Source organism: Roseburia sp. AM59-24XD (genome assembly GCF_003478445.1).
Classification (GTDB): Bacteria; Bacillota; Clostridia; order Lachnospirales; family Lachnospiraceae; genus Jutongia.
The window spans coordinates 67,584-86,892 of sequence record NZ_QUET01000016.1 but is presented as its reverse complement, the minus strand read 5'-3'; the positions used below and the strand labels follow the sequence as shown (position 1 = coordinate 86,892).

At 46.5% G+C, this 19,309-nt stretch carries 14 protein-coding genes and 2 pseudogenes; 15 read left to right on the top strand and 1 reads right to left on the bottom strand.

Annotated features, from left to right (window positions below; genetic code table 11):
- Positions 1–86 precede the first annotated feature (86 nt).
- The 14 genes and pseudogenes from DXA20_RS09255 (at position 87) to DXA20_RS09190 (ending at position 14,180) form a co-directional block, all read left to right on the top strand.
- Complete coding sequence (locus DXA20_RS09255; protein ID WP_243100599.1) at positions 87–350, top strand: hypothetical protein; 264 nt, start codon at positions 87–89, stop codon at positions 348–350.
- A gap of 75 nt (positions 351–425) precedes the next feature.
- Positions 426–776, top strand: coding sequence for an arsenate reductase family protein (locus tag DXA20_RS09250; RefSeq protein WP_118560278.1), 351 nt, complete (start codon positions 426–428; stop codon positions 774–776).
- 176 nt (positions 777–952) lie between these two features.
- Complete coding sequence (locus tag DXA20_RS09245) at positions 953–1,648, top strand: metallophosphoesterase (RefSeq protein ID WP_118560276.1); 696 nt, start codon at positions 953–955, stop codon at positions 1,646–1,648.
- 1 nt (position 1,649) lies between these two features.
- Entirely contained in the window at positions 1,650–3,812 is a 2,163-nt protein-coding gene (locus DXA20_RS09240; protein ID WP_118560275.1) for a fibronectin type III domain-containing protein, read from the top strand.
- A 128-nt stretch (positions 3,813–3,940) separates the two neighbouring features.
- Entirely contained in the window at positions 3,941–4,627 is a 687-nt protein-coding gene (locus DXA20_RS09235; protein ID WP_118560273.1) for a class II aldolase/adducin family protein, read from the top strand.
- A gap of 200 nt (positions 4,628–4,827) precedes the next feature.
- Positions 4,828–5,382 carry a hypothetical protein gene (locus DXA20_RS09230; RefSeq protein ID WP_118560271.1) on the top strand — a complete coding sequence of 185 codons (555 nt, stop codon included), beginning with the start codon at positions 4,828–4,830 and terminating at the stop codon, positions 5,380–5,382.
- Positions 5,383–5,545: 163 nt separating this feature from the next.
- Positions 5,546–7,816 (top strand): cell division protein FtsA, encoded by a 2,271-nt coding sequence (locus DXA20_RS09225; protein ID WP_118560269.1) that lies wholly within the window; start codon positions 5,546–5,548, stop codon positions 7,814–7,816.
- Between the two features lie 18 nt (positions 7,817–7,834).
- On the top strand, positions 7,835–8,689 hold the full coding sequence (locus DXA20_RS09220; protein ID WP_118560267.1) for an MBL fold metallo-hydrolase: 855 nt from the start codon (positions 7,835–7,837) through the stop codon (positions 8,687–8,689).
- Between the two features lie 102 nt (positions 8,690–8,791).
- On the top strand, positions 8,792–9,064 hold the full coding sequence (locus tag DXA20_RS09215) for an ACT domain-containing protein (RefSeq protein ID WP_022306376.1): 273 nt from the start codon (positions 8,792–8,794) through the stop codon (positions 9,062–9,064).
- Between the two features lie 21 nt (positions 9,065–9,085).
- Positions 9,086–10,449: pseudogene (locus DXA20_RS09210) on the top strand (PFL family protein).
- A gap of 108 nt (positions 10,450–10,557) precedes the next feature.
- Positions 10,558–11,679, top strand: a complete 1,122-nt coding sequence (locus DXA20_RS09205; protein ID WP_158577184.1) for an LCP family protein — start codon at positions 10,558–10,560, stop codon at positions 11,677–11,679.
- Positions 11,680–11,782: 103 nt separating this feature from the next.
- Positions 11,783–12,982 (top strand): pyridoxal phosphate-dependent aminotransferase, encoded by a 1,200-nt coding sequence (locus tag DXA20_RS09200; protein ID WP_022306373.1) that lies wholly within the window; start codon positions 11,783–11,785, stop codon positions 12,980–12,982.
- A gap of 3 nt (positions 12,983–12,985) precedes the next feature.
- Entirely contained in the window at positions 12,986–13,534 is a 549-nt protein-coding gene (locus DXA20_RS16790; RefSeq protein ID WP_118560263.1) for a hypothetical protein, read from the top strand.
- Positions 13,467–14,180 carry a CPBP family intramembrane glutamic endopeptidase gene (locus tag DXA20_RS09190; RefSeq protein ID WP_118560261.1) on the top strand — a complete coding sequence of 238 codons (714 nt, stop codon included), beginning with the start codon at positions 13,467–13,469 and terminating at the stop codon, positions 14,178–14,180. The genes DXA20_RS16790 and DXA20_RS09190 overlap by 68 nt, the downstream gene beginning before the upstream one ends.
- 145 nt (positions 14,181–14,325) lie before the next feature.
- On the opposite strand, the pseudogene DXA20_RS18405 reads toward DXA20_RS09190, so the two are convergent.
- Positions 14,326–18,548: pseudogene (locus tag DXA20_RS18405) on the bottom strand (acyl-CoA dehydratase activase-related protein).
- Positions 18,549–18,728: 180 nt separating this feature from the next.
- Between DXA20_RS18405 and DXA20_RS09180 the strand changes: the two are divergent.
- Positions 18,729–19,196 (top strand): LysM peptidoglycan-binding domain-containing protein, encoded by a 468-nt coding sequence (locus DXA20_RS09180; RefSeq protein WP_118560259.1) that lies wholly within the window; start codon positions 18,729–18,731, stop codon positions 19,194–19,196.
- The last annotated feature ends 113 nt before the right edge of the window (positions 19,197–19,309 follow it).

The following is a 19,309-nucleotide window of genomic DNA, read 5'->3' as shown; positions in this document are numbered from 1 at the left end:
TATATTTACTAAAAAGTATTGATATATATCAGTGCAAAAATTGATTGTATAAAAGAATGAGTAAGTTATAATATAAATGTGGTGAGGTGCTTCTGGGAGACGATTATATTTTATTACAATTCGGAAAGGAATACGATATTCCTATTGAGGAGAACTTCAGGAATGATGTGGGTGTTATGTGTAATTCGAGTCAGGGAATCGAAGAGAAGGGTATTGCGATTGGAGAAGCAGGGCTCATTATGAAAATGTATAAGAATGGTTTCACCGCAGAGCAGACAGCATCGGCAACAGATAAGGATATAGAAGAGGTGAAAGCGATTATTGCAGGGAAGAAACCTGCACTTGCATAAAGTTACGTACGAAAACAACGGCCTTGAAGTTTACACAACTTGAAGGCTTTTGTTTCATAAAAGGAGGACAACACAATGATTTTTATATGTTACCCCAAATGCTCAACATGTCAAAAAGCAAAAAAGTGGCTCGATGAGCATGACATTGTTTATAATGAACGTCATATTGTGGAGGAAAATCCAACGTATGACGAATTAAAGGAATGGCATAAGAAGAGCGGACTTCCCCTTAAGAGATTCTTCAATACCAGTGGGCTTCTTTATAAAGAAATGAAACTGAAAGACAAGCTTTCTGAGATGAGTGAAGAAGAACAATTAAAGTTGCTTGCCACAAATGGAATGTTAGTAAAACGTCCAATTGTGGTTGGTGATGATATGGTGTTTGTGGGATTTAAAGAAGCAGAATGGACTGAAAAGATGATATAATGAGTCCCAAAGGACTCATATTAGGAGTTTCTTCGAAACTCCGTCATGCGCAGATATATGATATAATGAGTCCCCAAGGACTCATTTTGTCACAGCAGGAAAATGATTATCCCGGTAACAGCAGGGGGATAGAACAAGAGGTACGAGTTTTTGAATCTGACAGAAAAGAGGAAGATATGAAAATATATTGTATGAGCGACATTCACGGATGTCTGCCGGAATTTGAAGAGGCTTTGTCGTTGGTCGAAGATTATCTGAAGGAACCGGACACAAAGCTGTGTCTGCTTGGCGATTATATTCATGGCGGAGCGGACAGCTATGGAGTTCTGGATAAGATCATGAGACTGCAGGATCAGTATGGAACGGAGAAAGTAATTGCTCTGATGGGAAATCATGAGGAGCATGTGCTGTCCGGAAGCGCAACGATCAACCAGATGACAAGAACTCTGGAGGAAGAGGACGATGAGGGCGACGAGAAATACATTTATTGGATAGAGAATCTTCCGAGATATTATACAGAAGGAAATACAATCTTTGTTCACGCTGGCATTGATGAGGAAGCGGGAGATCTCTGGGAGTGGGGAACGAGTGACGACATATTTGTCTGGAAATATCCCGCGTCAACCGGCAGGATCGAGGGCATAGACATGAAGGTTGTGGCTGGTCATGTCGGAACGGCGGAAATCGCCGGAGATCCGGGCTTTCACGGTATCTATTATGACGGAGAAAGTCATTATTATATTGATGGAACTGTTTTTGAGAGCAGTTGCATTCCGATTTTGATGGTTGATACGGACGAAGATAAATATTATGAGATCACGGAGGGGGGCAAAAGGCTGGTTCTCCCTTACGATGAGGAAATGGAGGAATAGAATGAGAAAAATCAAAAAATTATTAAGCACATTATTGGTTCTCGCTGTGGTTGTGACCGGCTATCCGTCTGTCTGCACCGCTGCGGAGACAACGACACAAACGGATGTGGATACGACGGTCGATTACGGAAGGAAGCCGGATGACTCGTATATCCATCGTTCGACAGGCGGAAAGAAATCCCAGACCATGTCGAGCAACGACTACAGCAAAGAGGCATGGGGACAGGGATGGCACGCACAGCCAAGTAATGACTTTCTTGAGGAAAATGAAGACGGAACGTTTCTTCGCATCTCTTTCTTTGATGATGAAGGCGTATTTCTGGAAACCTACGATGCTGATTTTAACTTCGTATCCTCCAGACAGCTCACCAAAGGTATTTGGACAGCCAGAGGATATTTTAAGGGAAAGGATGCCCGTTACATTGTATATAAGCAGGTGAACTCCGAACAGTCCGATGAAAAAGAAGTCGTGCGGGTTGTAAAGTATGATGACGATTGGAATATTCTCGGACGCTGCAGTATTTCCGCGATAAACACATATTCTGCTTTCACATCCGGCAGTGTAAGTATGCTGGAAAGTGACGGCATTCTGTATATTCATGCAGCTCATACCATGTATGATGAAGGTACACTTTTGGAGAGCCCACACCACCAGGCGAATATGACACTTGAGATTGATGAGGCAACCATGACAAAGGTTGCTGATATGTCTGCAGCGAGCAATGAAAAGACAGGATATGTCAGTCATTCCTGGAATCAGTTTATCCAGGCGGACGATAATTACATCTACCGGCTGGATCAGGGAGATTCCTACCCACGGGCGGTCACTCTTTCCAGACAGAAGAAATATTATGAAGGCATTGACATGTATCATATAGAGAATCGAAGGGAGATCTTTCCTATTTGTGGCACTGGGCAGGTTTATACAGGCGTTTCAATCGGCAGTTTTGATCTGATCGGCAATACATTGATCACTGTCGGAAATTCGATCGATCCGGATACGACCGATCGGATGTTAAATATGGTTAAGTGGAGAAATGTTTTTGTTGACGTGACCGACAAAGATACCTTCGACACGAAAACAATATGGCTTACCAATTATACAGATGATGATAAGATCATTGTCTACACTCCACATACCGTTGTTACGGGTGACGGCATGTATGTTCTATGGGAAGAGGGATATCAGGATCAGGAGGACGGAGATTATAACATCCTTACGAGGATCGCCAAGATCAAAAATGATGGCACACTCGATGGGAAAATATACAGAATATGTGCCCGCCAGACCGACTGCAAACCGATCCTGACCTCAAAAGGACATATCGTCTGGTTCATGACCAATGACAGTTCTCCGGTATTCTACGATGTGGATCCTACCAGACTCGATGATATCTGCTTTGAGGGACCGGGATATATCCAGTTATCTACGACAACGATGAAGCTGTCTCAGGATACATATACAGAGATAGAAGACAGCAGCCATACACATTCCTACAGACCGGATGTTGAAGTTTACTATAAGGGAGAGAAACTGACACAGGACAGGGATTATACGGTTTCCTATGAAGATAATTATACACAGGGTACCGCTTATGCTGTTGTCATGGGAAAAGGAGTGTTTACCGGATGGAATAAAGCGGCCTTTACTATTCTACCGGCAGAAGAAGACAATACATGGGATGTGCCGGACTGGTGGGGAACAGCAAAACCAAGTAAGACGCCGGCGGCAGATCCGAACAGCAACCGGAAGGATACGCCGTCTGCAACGGCTACGGCAAAACCAAGTCAGACGCCGAAACCAACCAAAGCACCGGCGAATAGCTCGAAAGCAACATCGTCTGCGAGTCCATCACGGAAAACAGATGCAGCTGCCAAGCTGAAGTTAACGAAACCCAAAACAGGCAAGCTTTCCGGAAACAAGCTGTATGTATGCTGGACAGAGCTGACGGCAGCAAAAGGATATCAGCTTCAGTATGCACAAAGTAAAAATTTCAAAAAGAAATTAAAAACCGTAAATAAAAATGTTTCGACACAGTCTTATACAACATTAAAGAAACTGCAGAAAAAAAAGACTTACTATATCCGTGTACGTGCGTATACACAGATTAGCGGGAAAAAGATATACGGCAAATGGAGTCCTGTGAAGAAAGTGAAGTATTGACAGAGGGAGTATTTTACAAATTACCGCAATAATTTCAAGCTGAACAGGGTAGAGAAAAGAATTTCATTATGATAAAATAGAAAAGCAGTGTATGACTGATAAATTATTTAGAAAAGGACAGAGGTATTATGTTATTAGAAGAAATCAGACAGAAAATCGTAGATTATGGTAATCAGCTTATTTCATCCGGCTTGACGATCGGAACAGCAGGCAATATCAGTATGTATGATCCGGAGACAGGATATATGGCGATCAGCCCATCCGGTATCCCATATGCACAGACAACGGCAGAGGATGTAGTAGTTATGGATCTGCAGGGCAATATTGTAGACGGAAAGCGCAAGCCTTCCAGCGAGAACGGACTTCATGCAGCATTTTATCTGGAGAAGCCGGAGGCACGCGCCGTTGTACATGCGCATTCAATGTACTGCACGACACTTGCCTGTGCCGGTGTTGATTTGAAGGCAACACACTATGCGATCGCTGATACCGGTGTGGCAACGGTTCCGACCGTTCCGTATTTCACCTATGGTACACCGGAGCTTGCCGACGCCGTGCGCGAATGCCTGCGTCATACAGACAGCAAGGCACTTCTCATGGCAAATCATGGTATGGTTGCCTATGGTGATTCACTGGAAAAGGCATTTGCGGTAGCCATGACATGTGAGTGGTGTGCGCAGGTTGAGTGGCGTGCAATGGCAATCTCTACACCGAATGTATTGTCTGATGAGCAGATGGCAGAGGTGATCGAGCATTACAAGACCTATGGTCAGGCGAAGGAAAGCGGCGAGAAGTCACAGGGTTATTTCGGATAATGCGTAAGCAATTTAGAACAGATAAAAGTTATTTATCTGTGGCAAATTGTACAAATATATAAAAAATAACGAGAAAAAGTTGACAAAATATAACATAAGCGATACAATGTTTATATAAATGAGGTGTGCAACTTTGATACATTTGTTGATGCATTTGAGCGAACACCGTGAAAAATCATAAATCATAGGAGGACGATACAATGAGAAAGTCAATTAAGAGAGTATTATCAGTAGCATTGGCTGCAACAGTAGCTGTTTCAGGCGTTGCTTACACAGGAACTAAGGCTAGTGCAGCTAGCAGCTATAAGGCAGTTATGGGTTATGCAGATACCAAATGGAACTGGGATGGTGGTAATGATTCTTCTAAGGATACCAACAAGACTGCAGTTTCTGTAAAGAATAAGAAAGGTACTGCTACATACACAGTAACTCTCAAGAACAAGAAATCCAAGAATCAGCCGGCACAGGTATTCTATATTGATATCAAGAATATCTTAAAGGATCACAGCGCTAAGAAGATTAAAATTTCCGGCGTTTCCGTAAAGTGCGATGGTAAGACTGTTTCCGGTATGAAGGCAGTTGCAACTGGTCAGCTTGAGAAGAAGGAAGATCCTAACAAGTATCGTATTTCTATCTACAACAGAGTAGGTAACAAGCAGAACGGAGATAAGACTGCAGGTTATGCTGCAAGCTACGGCAAGAAGTTCAAGTTCAAGAAGAGCATCTCTGTAACTTTCAAGGTTACAATCAAATAATGGCAGATAGGAATAACATGTAACGCAGATTTGATTTTGCTTACTCTTTTCTCTATTATATATGGGGAGCCGTTGTATTATTACAGTGGCTCCTCTATTTTGTTGACCACCTTATTTATTTTGTGATACAATAGCAAGAAGAATGTTTGGAAAGGAGAAGTCCATGGCAGAGGCAGAGAAGAAGACGGCGCGGGCAAAGAAAACTGCTTCGTCCGCCAAAGGCAGGAAAAGAGCCGCAACAGGCGTGAATATTGCAGCCATTGTTAAGAAGCTGACGGAACCGCTTGTGTTTGGTCTTGACATTGGTACCAGAAGCATCGTGGGAACGGTCGGCTATCGCACACCGGACGGTGGTTTTGTTGTGGTTGCGCAGGAGTCTGTGGAACACGAGACGAGAGCGATGCTTGATGGACAGATCCATGATATACAGGCGGTTGCAGATACAATTCTTGTTGTGAAGCGCAGGCTTGAGAAGCTCACAGGAAGGAAGCTTTCCGATGTGTGTATTGCTGCGGCCGGTCGTGTTTTGAAGACAGTTGTTGCATCTGCAACGGTGGACTTTAATTATGAGACAGTCATTACGAATGAGCATATTTATTCTCTGGACATGCTTGGTGTGGAGAAGGCGTATGAACTGCTTCGCAAGGAACAGCAGACGGATGATATGAAGTTCTACTGTGTCGGCTATTCGGTGATCCGTTATTATCAGAATGATTATCCGATCACGAATCTGGAAGGTCATAAGGCCAATTCAATCCGGACGGAGCTGATCGCCACTTTCCTGCCGGATGAGGTTGTCGATGGACTTTATGCAGCGGTGGAAAAGGCAGGTCTTTATGTGGCAAATCTGACACTGGAGCCGATTGCCGCCATGAATGTGGCGATCCCGGAGAGATTTCGTTTATTAAATATTGCGTTGGTGGATGTGGGCGCCGGAACGTCCGATATCTCGATCACCAACGATGGAAGTATTATCGCTTACGGCATGATTCCGGCAGCCGGTGATGAGATCACAGAGACGTTAGCAAGACATTATCTGCTGGATTTTGCGGAGGCAGAGAAGATGAAATGCCAGAGTACCAGCCGTAAGCAGGTGACGGTACACGATATTATGGGACTTTCTCATAAGATACCCTCGGAGGAGATTACGGAGGTAACGGAGCCTGTGGTGAGGGAGATCACAGAGAAGGTTGCAGACCGGATCAAGGAACTCAATGGCGGCAAGTCCGTCAGTGCGGTGTTTGTCGTCGGAGGAGGCGGCAAGATCCGTGGCTTTGAGGAGACGCTTGCACAGGCACTTGATCTGCCGGAGGAGCGTGTGGCACTGCGAGGCTCTGAAGTGATGGGACAGATCACCTTTTTACAGAAGAATATCAAGAAGGATTCGCTTCTGGTGACACCGGTTGGAATCTGTCTTAATTATTACGAACAGAAAAACAACTTTATATTCGTGACAATCAATGAGGAAAGGATCAAGCTTTATGACAACAGCAAGCTGACCGTGGTGGATGCGGCAATACAGTGCGGTTATCCGAATGAGGATCTGTTCCCGAAGAGAGGAAAGACACTGAATTACACCGTGAATGGTGAGGCGCGCATGCGGCGCGGAGAACCGGGAGATTCTGCGGTGATTCGGTTAAATGGCAGGGAAAGCGCACTGAGCGAAGGTCTGTCGCAGAATGACCGGATCGAGATCGTTGCATCCACAGCAGGAAAGGATGCGGTGATGTCAGTTGGAGACATTCCGGAGTATCATTCGGACATCCGTTTCCGTTTTAATAATAAGACGATCACCTGTCCGCGTTTTGTGACGGTCAACGGACAGCTTGTGTCCCGGTATTATGAAATACAGGAGGGGGATCGGATCGAGATATTGGAATACTATACGCTGGAGCAGGTTCTGGAGTTTATGGATATTGTCTGCAGGGGCAGAGTTTATGTCAATAATGCCATTGCCGGAATGGATACAAAGGTATATGACAATTTTTCGATCGCCTGTGAGATACGGAAGGAAGAGCCGAACTATCAGAAGCTGATGGAGGAGTACGGCGAGGGGCAGATTCCCGAGGCTGTTTTAAACGGAGAGACGAAGGAAGCTGTTGAGGGCGAGCAGAGTCTGCCGGCACAGCCGCAGGAGAGTAAAGCTGACATAGCACCGGAATTCGGAAATGCGACCGCGGAAGCTGCAGCACAGTCTGCAACCCCTGCAGGCGATGCCGGGGAGAATGTTTTTGACATGCCGGTTACGGTCAATGGCGAGACGGTGATCCTGCGCAATAAGAAATCATATATTTTGGTGGATATACTTGATTTTTATCCGTTTGATCTGTCCGTGGCGGGAGGAACCCGTCTGGAAACGCTAATCAATGGAGTTTCTTCGGATTTCACCGCACCGGTACATGAGGGCGATGAGATTCAGATATACTGGGTATAGAAAGGAAGTTACAGGAGCATGCAGATATGTAGTATTGCCAGTGGCAGCAGCGGCAATTGCATTTATATAGGAGATGGAGATTCAAGGATTCTGATCGACGCGGGAGTCAGCCGGAAGCGGATTGTGGACGGGCTGCGTTCAATCCATGTTGCACCGGAAAGTCTTGACGCGATCTTAGTGACACATGAGCATACAGACCACATTCAGGGAATCCCGATGATGACAAAGTATTTTCATGTGCCGGTTTACGGCACGGCAGGGACGCTTAATGGAATCCGCCAGAAGGACAGCAAGGGGCTTGTTACGATGGAGCATCTGTATCAGGTCTATGCGGACCGCCCGGTCAGGATCGGCAGTCTTGAGGTAATGCCGTTTCATATGTCGCACGATGCGGCAGATCCGGTCTGTTATACCGTGGAGGCATCCGGTCACAAAGTGGGAATGGCGACGGATCTTGGTGTTTATGATGATTATACAGTGTCCCATCTGGAGGGCTGTGAGGTGATCATGCTGGAAGCCAATCACGATATCAGTATGCTGGAGGCAGGACCGTATCCTTACTCGTTGAAATGTCGTATCCTTGGAGAACGCGGCCATTTATCCAATGAAGATTCCGGACGGCTGTTGTGTCGTCTTCTTCACGATAATTTGAAGCATATATTTCTGGCACATTTATCCAAGGAGAACAATTATCCGGAGCTTGCCTACGAGACAGTCAAATGCCGTTTGTGGGAGGAGCTGGGGATGAACTCCCTGCCGTTTGATCTTTCGGTTGCACGAAGGGACAAGCCGTCTAAGCTTGTTTTGACCGGCAGCGGACAGGATATGGAGTCCGGACAGCTATCGCTTGATCTGTTGGAATCCGCCTTATAATAAGCAGCACAAAACGAATTATCATTCCGTGGAATATATGCGGAATATAAGAAAATAAATCAGCCGTTAGCAGCGTGAGCCGCAGGCAGAAATGAGGGAATCATGAGAAAGATAGTAATTACTGTAGTTGGAAAAGACAGCGTTGGAATTATTGCGAGAGTATGTACATATCTTGCAGACAATCAGGTAAATATCCTTGACATTTCACAGACGATCGTTGATGGTTTCTTTAACATGATGATGATTGTAGATACCGCAGCATGCAGCATCAATTTCGATACATTTGCGGAAGATCTTGAGAAGATCGGTACGGAGCTTGGCTGTATCATTCATGCACAGCGTGAGGATATATTTGATCAGATGCACAGAATTTAAGTTACGGAGGAATCATTCAAAATGATAAACATAAATGAAGTATTAGAGACCAATAATATGATTGAGAAGGAAAATCTCGATGTGCGTACCATTACGATCGGAATCAGCTTCTGGAATGTATTGACAGCGATCTGGATGCCTTAAATGAGAAGATCTATAATCGTATCACAACAGTGGCAAAGGAGCTTGTTCCGACCGGACAGGCAATTGAGAGGGAGTATGGAATCCCGATCGTTAACAAGAGAATTTCCGTGACTCCGATCGCACTGGTCGGTGGTGCAGCCTGCAAGACGCCGGAGGACTTTGTGACGATCGCAAAGACGCTGGACCGCGCTGCCAAGACATTAGGTATTAACTTTATCGGTGGATACAGTGCACTTGTCTCCAAGGGAATGACAGAGGCGGATGAGCTTTTGATCCGTTCGATCCCACAGGCTCTGGCAGAGACAGATTTTGTCTGCAGTTCCGTAAATCTTGGATCAACAAAGACAGGACTTAACATGGATGCTGTTAAGCTGATGGGTGAGATCATCCTGCAGGCGGCAGAATATACGAAGGAGAACGACAGCATCGGTTGTGCCAAGCTGGTTGTATTTTGTAATGCACCGGACGATAATCCGTTCATGGCGGGGGCGTTCCATGGTGTGACAGAGGCAGATGCCATTATCAATGTCGGTGTCAGCGGACCGGGTGTTATGAGAAAGGCTCTGGAGGCCGAGCATGGCACAGACTTTGGTTCTCTTTGTGAGACCGTGAAAAAGACAGCATTTAAGATTACCCGTGTTGGTCAGCTTGTGGCAAGAGAAGCATCCAGAAGGCTGAATATTCCATTTGGTATTATCGATCTTTCTCTGGCACCGACGCCGGCGATCGGAGACAGTATCGCAGATATTTTCGAGGAGATGGGTCTTGAGAGAGCCGGTGCACCCGGCACAACAGCTGCACTTGCCCTGTTAAACGATCAGGTGAAGAAGGGCGGCGTTATGGCTTCCTCTTATGTCGGTGGCTTGAGTGGCGCATTTATTCCGGTCAGTGAGGATCAGGGTATGATCAATGCCGTTGTAGACGGGGCACTCACGCTGGAGAAGTTAGAGGCTATGACCTGTGTATGCTCGGTAGGTCTTGATATGATCGCAATTCCGGGTGATACAAAGGCGACAACGATTTCCGGTATCATTGCAGATGAGATGGCGATCGGTATGGTTAATCAGAAGACGACAGCAGTCCGTCTGATCCCAGTGATCGGCAAAAAGGTAGGCGATACCGTAGAGTTTGGCGGATTGTTAGGTTATGCACCGGTTATGCCGGTCAATTCCTTTGACTGCAGTGCATTTATTAACCGTGGCGGGCGTATTCCGGCACCGATCCACAGTTTCAAGAACTAGAACCTTTTGCTGAGCGTTGCAGACATATGATTTTGCGGGGACAGGGCGCAGGCTCTGTCCTGTTGTATATTGCCGAAACATATAAAATGAACCGAAATGGAGATTCATATGAAAGAAAAGGACAATAAAGAGTTAGAAGAGCTTACAGCAGATATGCCAAAGAAAAAGCTGCCTGTCTGGAGCAAGATCGTGATAGGAGTTGTCATTGCACTGCTGGCGATTTTAGGTATTGCTTACGGTGTATTTAGCTACAATTATGGAAAGATTTATGTAAAGGACAATGATAACGAGAAAGCACAGGAAGAGTATTTTGATGAGGATACTGGAATTGAAAACCTGAAAGCGATCGATCCGGATAAGATTCATCTCGACAGTGCAGACAGTGTAATGCAGTCTAAGGATGTGATCAATATCCTTGTGTGCGGCGAGGAGGCGATCGGAGGCGGTCGGGGAAGAACCGACAGCATTATGATCGCAACCGTTAACAGGAAGGACGGAGCACTTCGTCTGACCTCGATCATGCGTGATACCTATGTGCAGATACCGGGCTTTTCGGACAATAAGATCAATGCGGCATATCATAATGGTGGCATGAAGACTTTGATCAAGACGATTCATAAAAATTTTGGCGTTGATGTGGATGGATATGTGCTGGTAAACTTTGATTCGTTCCAGCAGGTGATCGAGGCTCTTGGGGGCGTTGATATCAAGCTGGCAGAGGATGAGGTGGAATATCTTAATAAGACCAACTATATCTCTGAGAAATCGAACAGGACACTTCATGTCGGAGTCAATCACATGAATGGTAATCAGGCACTTGGTTATGCCAGGATCCGTTATGTACAGAAGGACGGACAATATGGTGATTTCGCAAGAACACTGCGTCATCGTACCGTGATGTCTGCCATTTACAAAAAGCTCATGGACAAATCGGCATTGGAGTTGATCGCGATGGTGCCAAAGCTGATGCCGCTCGTCAAGACAAATATTGACAAGGCAGATCTTGTCAATTATCTGTATCAGGGTGTGGAAGTCCGCAGCAGAAATTCAAAGCTGGAAACACTCAATGTTCCAGTGGAAGGGGCTTACAAGATTACCCGTGTCCGCAGCATGTCGGTGATCCTGCCGGATCCTCTGGACAAGAATGTGAAAGCGATGCAGAAGTTTATATTCGGCAGTGCTCTTGAAAAAGAAGATAATAAGGGAGCAAATATCAGTGTGGGTCAGTAAATTGTATACAATTATACATTGACGCAACCCAGAGTTTGTGGTATAAATTTGAGAGGAGATTTTCATATTTTACCAAGTTATACCAAGGAAAGGGGCAATTATTATGTCATTAGAATTATCCAGAAAAGCAGCAGCGGTGAAGCCATCTTCTACACTGGCGATCACTGCAAAGGCAAAGGAACTGCGTGCGCAGGGAAAGGATGTTGTCGGTTTTGGCGCAGGTGAACCGGACTTTAACACACCGGAGAATATCTGCGATGCTGCAATTCAGGCAATTCATGATGGATTTACAAAATATACACCGGCTTCCGGAACCAATGAGTTAAAGGAAGCTGTTTCTAAGAAGTTTAAGTCCTTCAATGGACTTGATTATGCACCGGATCAGATCGTGATCAGCAATGGAGGAAAGCATTCTCTGACCAATATTTTCACAGCACTGATCAATCCGGGTGATGAGGTGATCATCCCGGCACCATTCTGGCTCAGCTATCCGGAGATCGTTAAGCTTGCGGGCGGTGTACCGGTGATTGTTAAGACCACAAAGGAACAGAGCTACAAGCTTCAGGCAGAGGATCTGAAGAAAGCAATTACAGACAAGACAAAGGCTGTTGTACTTAACACACCAAACAACCCGACCGGTATGCTTTACACTGAGCAGGAGCTTCGTGCGATCGCTGACGTGGTTGTAGAGAGTGACATTTATGTTGTCGCAGATGAGATGTATGAAAATCTTGTTTACGGAGATCAGAAGCATATCAGTATTGCTTCCTTTGGCAAGGAAATCTATGACAGAACCATCACCTGCAGCGGTCTTGCAAAGAGCTATGCAATGACTGGCTGGAGAATCGGTTACACAGGATCTTCCAAGGAGATTGCAAAGATGATGAGCAGCGTTCAGTCTCATCAGACCTCCAATCCAAACTCTATTGCACAGAAAGCTGCTGTTGAGGCACTCAACGGTCCTCAGGATTCTGTGGCAACCATGCATGCAGAGTTTGATAAGCGCCGTCAGTATATGTACAAGAGAATCTGTGAGATGCCTCATGTAAGCACGATCGAGCCAATGGGTGCATTCTATGTATTTGTTGACGTGAGTGATGTACTCGGTAAGGATTATAAGGGGCAGAAGATTGAGGATACTTCCAAGATGGCAGAAATCCTTATTGAGGAATACAATGTAGCGGTAGTTCCATGTGCGGATTTCGGATTTGCGGATCATATCCGTCTGTCCTATGCAATCTCACTGGAGCAGATTGAAAAGGGATTGGATCGTATCGAGACATTCTTAAAGGAATTAAAATAACATATGAGAGAAATTAAGAAACCGGCTTTTATGAAGGAAGCCGAGAAGACAAAATCCCACAGTATATTGGGAGAGATGATCATTTTTATTGTTCTCTATGTAATATCGATATTCGTAGAAGCCATGGCACTGGTGCCAGGGCTTCTCGTATATGGACTCATACATCCTATCAGTGCAGGTATTGAACAATATAACAGTCTTCTTCAGAACAGGTCGCAATGGGTGACGGTTTATATGCTGTTTGCGGAGATATTTTTGATCGTATTATATACAGGGTACTGTAAGTTCATTGAGAAAAGACCATTGTCGTCGATGGGATTTATGAAGCGGAACATGTCTTCGCTCTATGCGAAGGGGATTGGCTGGAGTGCGGTTTTGATTGGCGGAGCCTATCTGATCTGTATATTGACGGGAGCCTGCCATTTTGAAGGTGTCTCTGCACAGCTTGTTCCGGGATACGTCGTTTTTTTATCTGATCGGTTATATGATTCAGGGACTGGCGGAGGAAGTGATCTGCCGGGGATATCTGCTGGTATCTTTGTCGCGCCGTAATTCCGTGTGGTATTCCGTGATCCTAAGCAGTGGTGTATTTATGGCGATGCATATGAGCAATGAGCATGTCACGGTGCTGGCGTATATCAATCTCTTTTTGTGTGGACTGCTGTTTGGTCTTCTGTTTGTGGAAAGCGGCAGTATCTGGATGGTTGCTGCACTGCACAGCGGATGGAATTTCCTGCAGGGCAATATCTTCGGCATATCGGTCAGCGGTACAGCAAAGGCAAGCTCTGTGTTTGACAGCTCTTTTGCCGATGGCTGGTCGTTTATGAACGGCGGTGACTTTGGTCTGGAGGGTGGTCTTGCCGTAACGATTGTTCTGGCAGTGGGAATCTATGTGGCATACCGCCGCATGGAACGAAGCGGAATGCTTGTAAAGCGTATGCAGACAGAAGCCATGAATGCGGTAAAGGAGACTGTATCCGCAGAGCAGACAGAACAGGTAGAACAGGTAGTGGGAAACAGACCCACTCAAAGCAGCGAAGAAGAGGGCGGATTCGCGCAGAAAACTGCTTTGAATCTGGATACCCTGCGGGATATCGAGAAGCAGAAGGAGGAAGCCGGGGTTATCGTCAAAGAGAAGCCGGAGGCGGTTTCCTATCCAAGCAAGACGGTCTTTGATGCAGACTATTTTCAAAAATAAATATCAGAAGTAACTACAAATGATAACAGCGCAGGCTTTGATTCCTGCGCTGTTTTTCTCTACATAAATTTTGGCATCAAAATACTGCCGAAACAGATCGTAGATTTGACGTATCTGCTTCGGCAGTATCTTATTGATCGTTATTTTATTTCATGTTCTTTACAGCAGTAGAGAGCATCAGTTTGATTCGGTTCAGCTGGTTTACCTCGCTGGCACCCGGATCATAGTCGACAGCCACAACGTTGGACTCCGGATACTGACGGCGCAGCTCCTTGATAACACCTTTACCAACAACGTGGTTTGGAAGACATCCAAACGGCTGGGTACATACGATGTTCGGTACGCCGGAGTGGATCAGCTCAAGCATCTCACCGGTTAAGAACCAGCCCTCGCCGGTCTGGTTACCGCCGCTGACGATCGGATCGGCATATTCTGCCAGCTTGTTGATCCGTGTTGTAGGCTCGAAGCGATTGCTTGCTGCCAGTGCATCGTTGGCACCTTACGGTAATGTTCCAGATAGGAGATCAGGAAGTTGTTGATGTGTGCGGAGGATTTCTTTTTGCCAAGGTATTTTGCCTTGAAGTTAGCATTGTACAGGCTGTACATAAAGAAATCCAGAAGATCCGGACAGACTGCCTCGGCGCCCTCGGCCTCCAGAAGCTCTACCAGATAGTTGTTGGCAAGCGGCAGGAACTTAACAAGGATCTCGCCGACAATACCAACGCGTGGTTTCTTGATATCCTTCAATGGCAGCTCGTCAAACTCTTTAATGATCTGACGAATATTTCGCTGAAATTCCTTTTTATTGCCGTTTCTGACGGCGCGCTGTGCAATCGCTTTCCACTTCTCATGAAGGGCGTTCGCAGAGCCGGGAACAGCTTCGTACGGTCTCGTCTTGTACAGGACACGCATAAATACATCACCGTAGATCAGTGCCTGAATGGCTTTGTGTGCCATCTGCAGATTGATCTTAAGACCGGGGTTTTTCTCGATGCCGGCACTCATGGAGATAACCGGAATCTGTCCCATGCCTGCCTTTTCGAGAGCACGACGGATGAAACCGATATAGTTGGTAGCACGACAGCCGCCACCGGTCTGGGTGATGATCAGGCAACCTTATCGAGGTCATACTCGCCGGATAAAAGCGCCTCCATAAACTGACCGATAACGATCAGGGATGGATAGCAAGCGTCGTTATTAACGTATTTCAGACCGTAATCGACGGCAGCCGGTGTGCTTGGTAAGATCTTGAGCTTATAACCGCAGGAGGCGAGTGCCGGTTCCAGAATGTCAAAGTGAATCGGTGACATCTGTGGCACAAGGACCGTGTACTCCTTACGCATTTCCTCGGTGAAGATCACTCTGTGGTGTGCGGTATCAACGTTGCACTGTGGCTGAATATTCTTGGCTGCACGCTCACGAACAGCGGCAAGCAGAGAACGGATACGGATTCGTGCGGCACCAAGGTTGTTGACCTCGTCGATCTTTAATACGGTATAGATCTTATTGCGCTTTGTCAGGATATCACTGACCTGATCGGTGGTAACGGCATCAAGACCGCAGCCGAAGGAGTTTAACTGGATCAGATCCAGATTAGACTGTGTGCTGACAAAGGATGCTGCCTGGTACAGACGGGAATGATACATCCATTGATCCATAACGATCGTCGGACGGTCTACCCTGCCGAGATGTGAAATGCTGTCCTCGGTCAGTACGGCAACGCCGTAGGAGGTGATCAGATCGGGAATACCGTGGTTGATCTCAGGATCGGTATGGTACGGTCTTCCGGCAAGCACGATACCGCGGCGGCCGGTCTCCTTAAGGTACTGTAATACCTCCTCGCCTTTCTGCTCCATCTCGGTGCGGACGGCCTGCATTTCCTTCCATGCAGCAGCGGCAGCGTGGCGGATCTCATCAGCAGCAATGCCGTTTTCCTCTGTGAAAAATTCTACCAGACGCTTTGTTGCGATCGCTTCGCTTTCCAGAGAGAGGAATGGATTCTGGTATGTGATCTTATCATCACGCAGCTCCTCGATATTGTTCTTGATATTCTCTCCGTAGGAGGTAACGATCGGACAGTTGTAATGATTGTTGGCATCCTCCACCTCGACACGCTCATAAGGGATGCAAGGATAGAAAATGTAATCAATACCCTGGCGGATCAGCCATGTGACATGACCGTGTGCCAGCTTTGCCGGGTAACACTCAGACTCGCTTGGAATGGATTCGATACCAAGCTCGTAGATCTTGCGGTTGGACTCAGGAGAGAGGATAACGCGGTAACCAAGCTCCGTGAAGAAGGTAAACCAGAACGGATAGTTTTCGTACATATTCAGGACACGCGGAATACCAACAGTTCCTCTGACGGCATGCTCTTCATCCAGAGATGTGTAATGCTGGAAGAGTCGCTTGTTTTTATATTCAAACAGGTTTGGAATGTGATCCTTGTTCTTTTCCTTGCCGAGACCGCGCTCGCAACGGTTTCCGGAGATAAACTGGCGTCCGCCGGTAAAGCGGTTGATCGTCAGGAGACAGTGGTTTGTACAGCCCTTACATCTTGCCATCGAGGTCTCAAACTTCAGATCGTTAATCTGGTCGATGGTCAGCATGGTTGTTTCCTGTCCTTCGTAATGCTTGCGGGCGATCAGTGCGGCACCGAAGGCACCCATGATACCGGCAATGTCCGGACGTACGGCTTTACAGCCGGAGATTCGCTCGAAGCTGCGCAGTACGGCATCATTGTAGAAGGTTCCACCCTGTACAACGACCTTTTCGCCGAGATCCTTAGGGTCGGTCAGCTTGATTACCTTTAATAAGGCGTTCTTAATTACTGAATAAGCAAGACCGGCAGAGATATCAGCGACAGATGCGCCCTCCTTCTGTGCCTGCTTTACTTTGGAATTCATGAATACGGTACAGCGGGAGCCGAGGTCGATCGGATTCTCTGCAAATAAAGCGATCTTTGCGAAATCAGCCACCTCGTAATTCAGCGACTTGGCAAAGGTCTCAATGAAGGAACCGCATCCGGAGGAGCATGCTTCATTGAGCTGAACCTTGTCGACCGACTGGTTTTTGATCTTGATACACTTCATGTCCTGTCCGCCGATATCGAGGATACAGTCGACATCCGGTTCAAAGAAGGCGGCTGCATTGTAGTGGGCAACCGTCTCTACCTCACCCTCATCGAGAAGGAGGGCGGATTTAAGAAGAGCCTCTCCGTAACCGGTCGAGCAGGAGCGGACGATACGTGCACCTTCCGGCATCATATCGTAGATCTCCTTGATGGACTTGATCGCAGTCTTGAGCGGGCTGCCGTTGTTGTTGCTGTAGAAAGAATACAAAAGACTTCCGTCCTCGCCGATCACGGCAACCTTTGTCGTGGTAGAACCGGCATCAATACCGAGAAACAGATCTCCTCTATAAGAGGAAAAATCACCCTTCTTCACATCATTCTCAGAGTGTTTCTTCAAGAATCGTCATACTCTGTTTCGTCCTTAAACAGAGGCTCCAGACGGCAACCTCAAATTCCATGTCGATCTTTTTGGCTAAAATATCATCCAGTTTGCTGAGGGACGACATGCATTCATCTGTCTTTGCGTTCATGGCAGCACCGGATGCGGCAAAAAGATGAGAATGCTCCGGTGCAATGATCTCGTCTCCCTTCAGGTTCAGAGTGCGGATAAATGCCTGCTTCAGTTCGGTCAGGAAATGAAGCGGACCGCCGAGAAATGCGACATTGCCGCGAATCGGCTTTCCACAGGCAAGACCGCTGATCGTCTGGTTGACAACCGCCTGGAAAATGGAAGCGGACAGATCCTCCTTCGTAGCACCCTCATTGATCAGAGGCTGGATATCAGTCTTTGCAAATACACCGCATCTGGCTGCGATCGGGTAGATGGATTTGTAGTTCTTGGCATATTCATTAAGACCGGCTGCATCCGTTTTGAGCAGTGTCGCCATCTGGTCGATGAAGGAACCGGTACCGCCGGCACAGATTCCGTTCATTCGCTGGTCAATACCACCGGTAAAATATATGATCTTGGCATCCTCGCCACCGAGCTCGATGGCCACATCGGTGCGTGGAGCATAGTCTTTCAAGGATGTTGCAACTGCGACAACCTCCTGAACAAAGGGAACATTCATATGCTTGGAAAGAGTGAGTCCGCCGGAACCGGTGATCACAGGGGAAACAGGAAGGTCTCCCAGCTCTTTCAGCGCCTGCTTGATAATAGCCGCCAGAGTCTCCTGAATATTAGCATAATGACGCTGATAATCAGAAAATATGATCTCTCCCTCTGGGTTTAATATTGCAATCTTTACTGTAGTGGAACCGATATCGATTCCCAGAGTATGGCATGGTAATTTCATAAGATATTTCCTTTCTTCCTTAGCTGTCCTTTCTTAATTAAAGGGTATGCGATGATAAATATCGCCATATTTTCCTATTATATGACAAAAAAAATTTGATTGCAACAGCTGAGTCACCAATAACACAAATTGGGAATATAAATAAAAAGGAAAGGATAGAAAGAAGGGCATATTCAAGCTATGAAACATTGTAATGGAATTATGCATACGGTTCGTTCCGGAGACACACTTTATTCGATCAGTATGGAGCATCAGGTGCCGTTAGCACTTCTGCTGCGGGCAAATCCTTATGTGGATGTCTATAATCTTCAGGTCGGGGAAACAATCTGCGTGCCGGTGCGTGCAAATGACCGGCCGGTAATGCCTCCCTACGGCAGAAACTGCAGCAAATGGGAGGTCAGGGATGCCGTGCCAATGACGGAGACGGAGAACAAATTGGCAGAGGAGATGCCGCAGGAAAAGGATGAGTCCGAGATGATGCAGGAAAAGGATGAGTCCGAGATGATGCAGGAAAAGGATGAGTCTGAGATGCCGCAGGAAAAGGATCAGTCCGTCTATATTGTCAGGGATGGTGATACACTCGAAAGCATTCTTGGAGTTGACCGTATCGTACTGCAGCCGGGGACTGCTCTTTATCGACAAAAGTAGTGGCATCTTCGGCTTGACAAAGAAAACGCGTATCAATAGAATAGATGGTATTGGAATGTTATTTCCAATACCATTTTTTTGTTATCCGTGAATAAAGAGAAACGATGCCTGCG

What these genes read in the sequence shown, in the direction of transcription:
- DXA20_RS09250 (WP_118560278.1), top strand. Translation starts at nt 426, where the DNA reads ATGATTTTTATATGTTACCCCAAATGCTCAACATGTCAAAAAGCAAAA.
- DXA20_RS09245 (WP_118560276.1), top strand. Translation starts at nt 953, where the DNA reads ATGAAAATATATTGTATGAGCGACATTCACGGATGTCTGCCGGAATTT.
- DXA20_RS09240 (WP_118560275.1), top strand. Translation starts at nt 1,650, where the DNA reads ATGAGAAAAATCAAAAAATTATTAAGCACATTATTGGTTCTCGCTGTG.
- DXA20_RS09235 (WP_118560273.1), top strand. Translation starts at nt 3,941, where the DNA reads ATGTTATTAGAAGAAATCAGACAGAAAATCGTAGATTATGGTAATCAG.
- DXA20_RS09230 (WP_118560271.1), top strand. Translation starts at nt 4,828, where the DNA reads ATGAGAAAGTCAATTAAGAGAGTATTATCAGTAGCATTGGCTGCAACA.
- DXA20_RS09225 (WP_118560269.1), top strand. Translation starts at nt 5,546, where the DNA reads ATGGCAGAGGCAGAGAAGAAGACGGCGCGGGCAAAGAAAACTGCTTCG.
- DXA20_RS09220 (WP_118560267.1), top strand. Translation starts at nt 7,835, where the DNA reads ATGCAGATATGTAGTATTGCCAGTGGCAGCAGCGGCAATTGCATTTAT.
- DXA20_RS09215 (WP_022306376.1), top strand. Translation starts at nt 8,792, where the DNA reads ATGAGAAAGATAGTAATTACTGTAGTTGGAAAAGACAGCGTTGGAATT.
- DXA20_RS09205 (WP_158577184.1), top strand. Translation starts at nt 10,558, where the DNA reads ATGAAAGAAAAGGACAATAAAGAGTTAGAAGAGCTTACAGCAGATATG.
- DXA20_RS09200 (WP_022306373.1), top strand. Translation starts at nt 11,783, where the DNA reads ATGTCATTAGAATTATCCAGAAAAGCAGCAGCGGTGAAGCCATCTTCT.
- DXA20_RS16790 (WP_118560263.1), top strand. Translation starts at nt 12,986, where the DNA reads ATGAGAGAAATTAAGAAACCGGCTTTTATGAAGGAAGCCGAGAAGACA.
- DXA20_RS09190 (WP_118560261.1), top strand. Translation starts at nt 13,467, where the DNA reads ATGATTCAGGGACTGGCGGAGGAAGTGATCTGCCGGGGATATCTGCTG.
- DXA20_RS09180 (WP_118560259.1), top strand. Translation starts at nt 18,729, where the DNA reads ATGAAACATTGTAATGGAATTATGCATACGGTTCGTTCCGGAGACACA.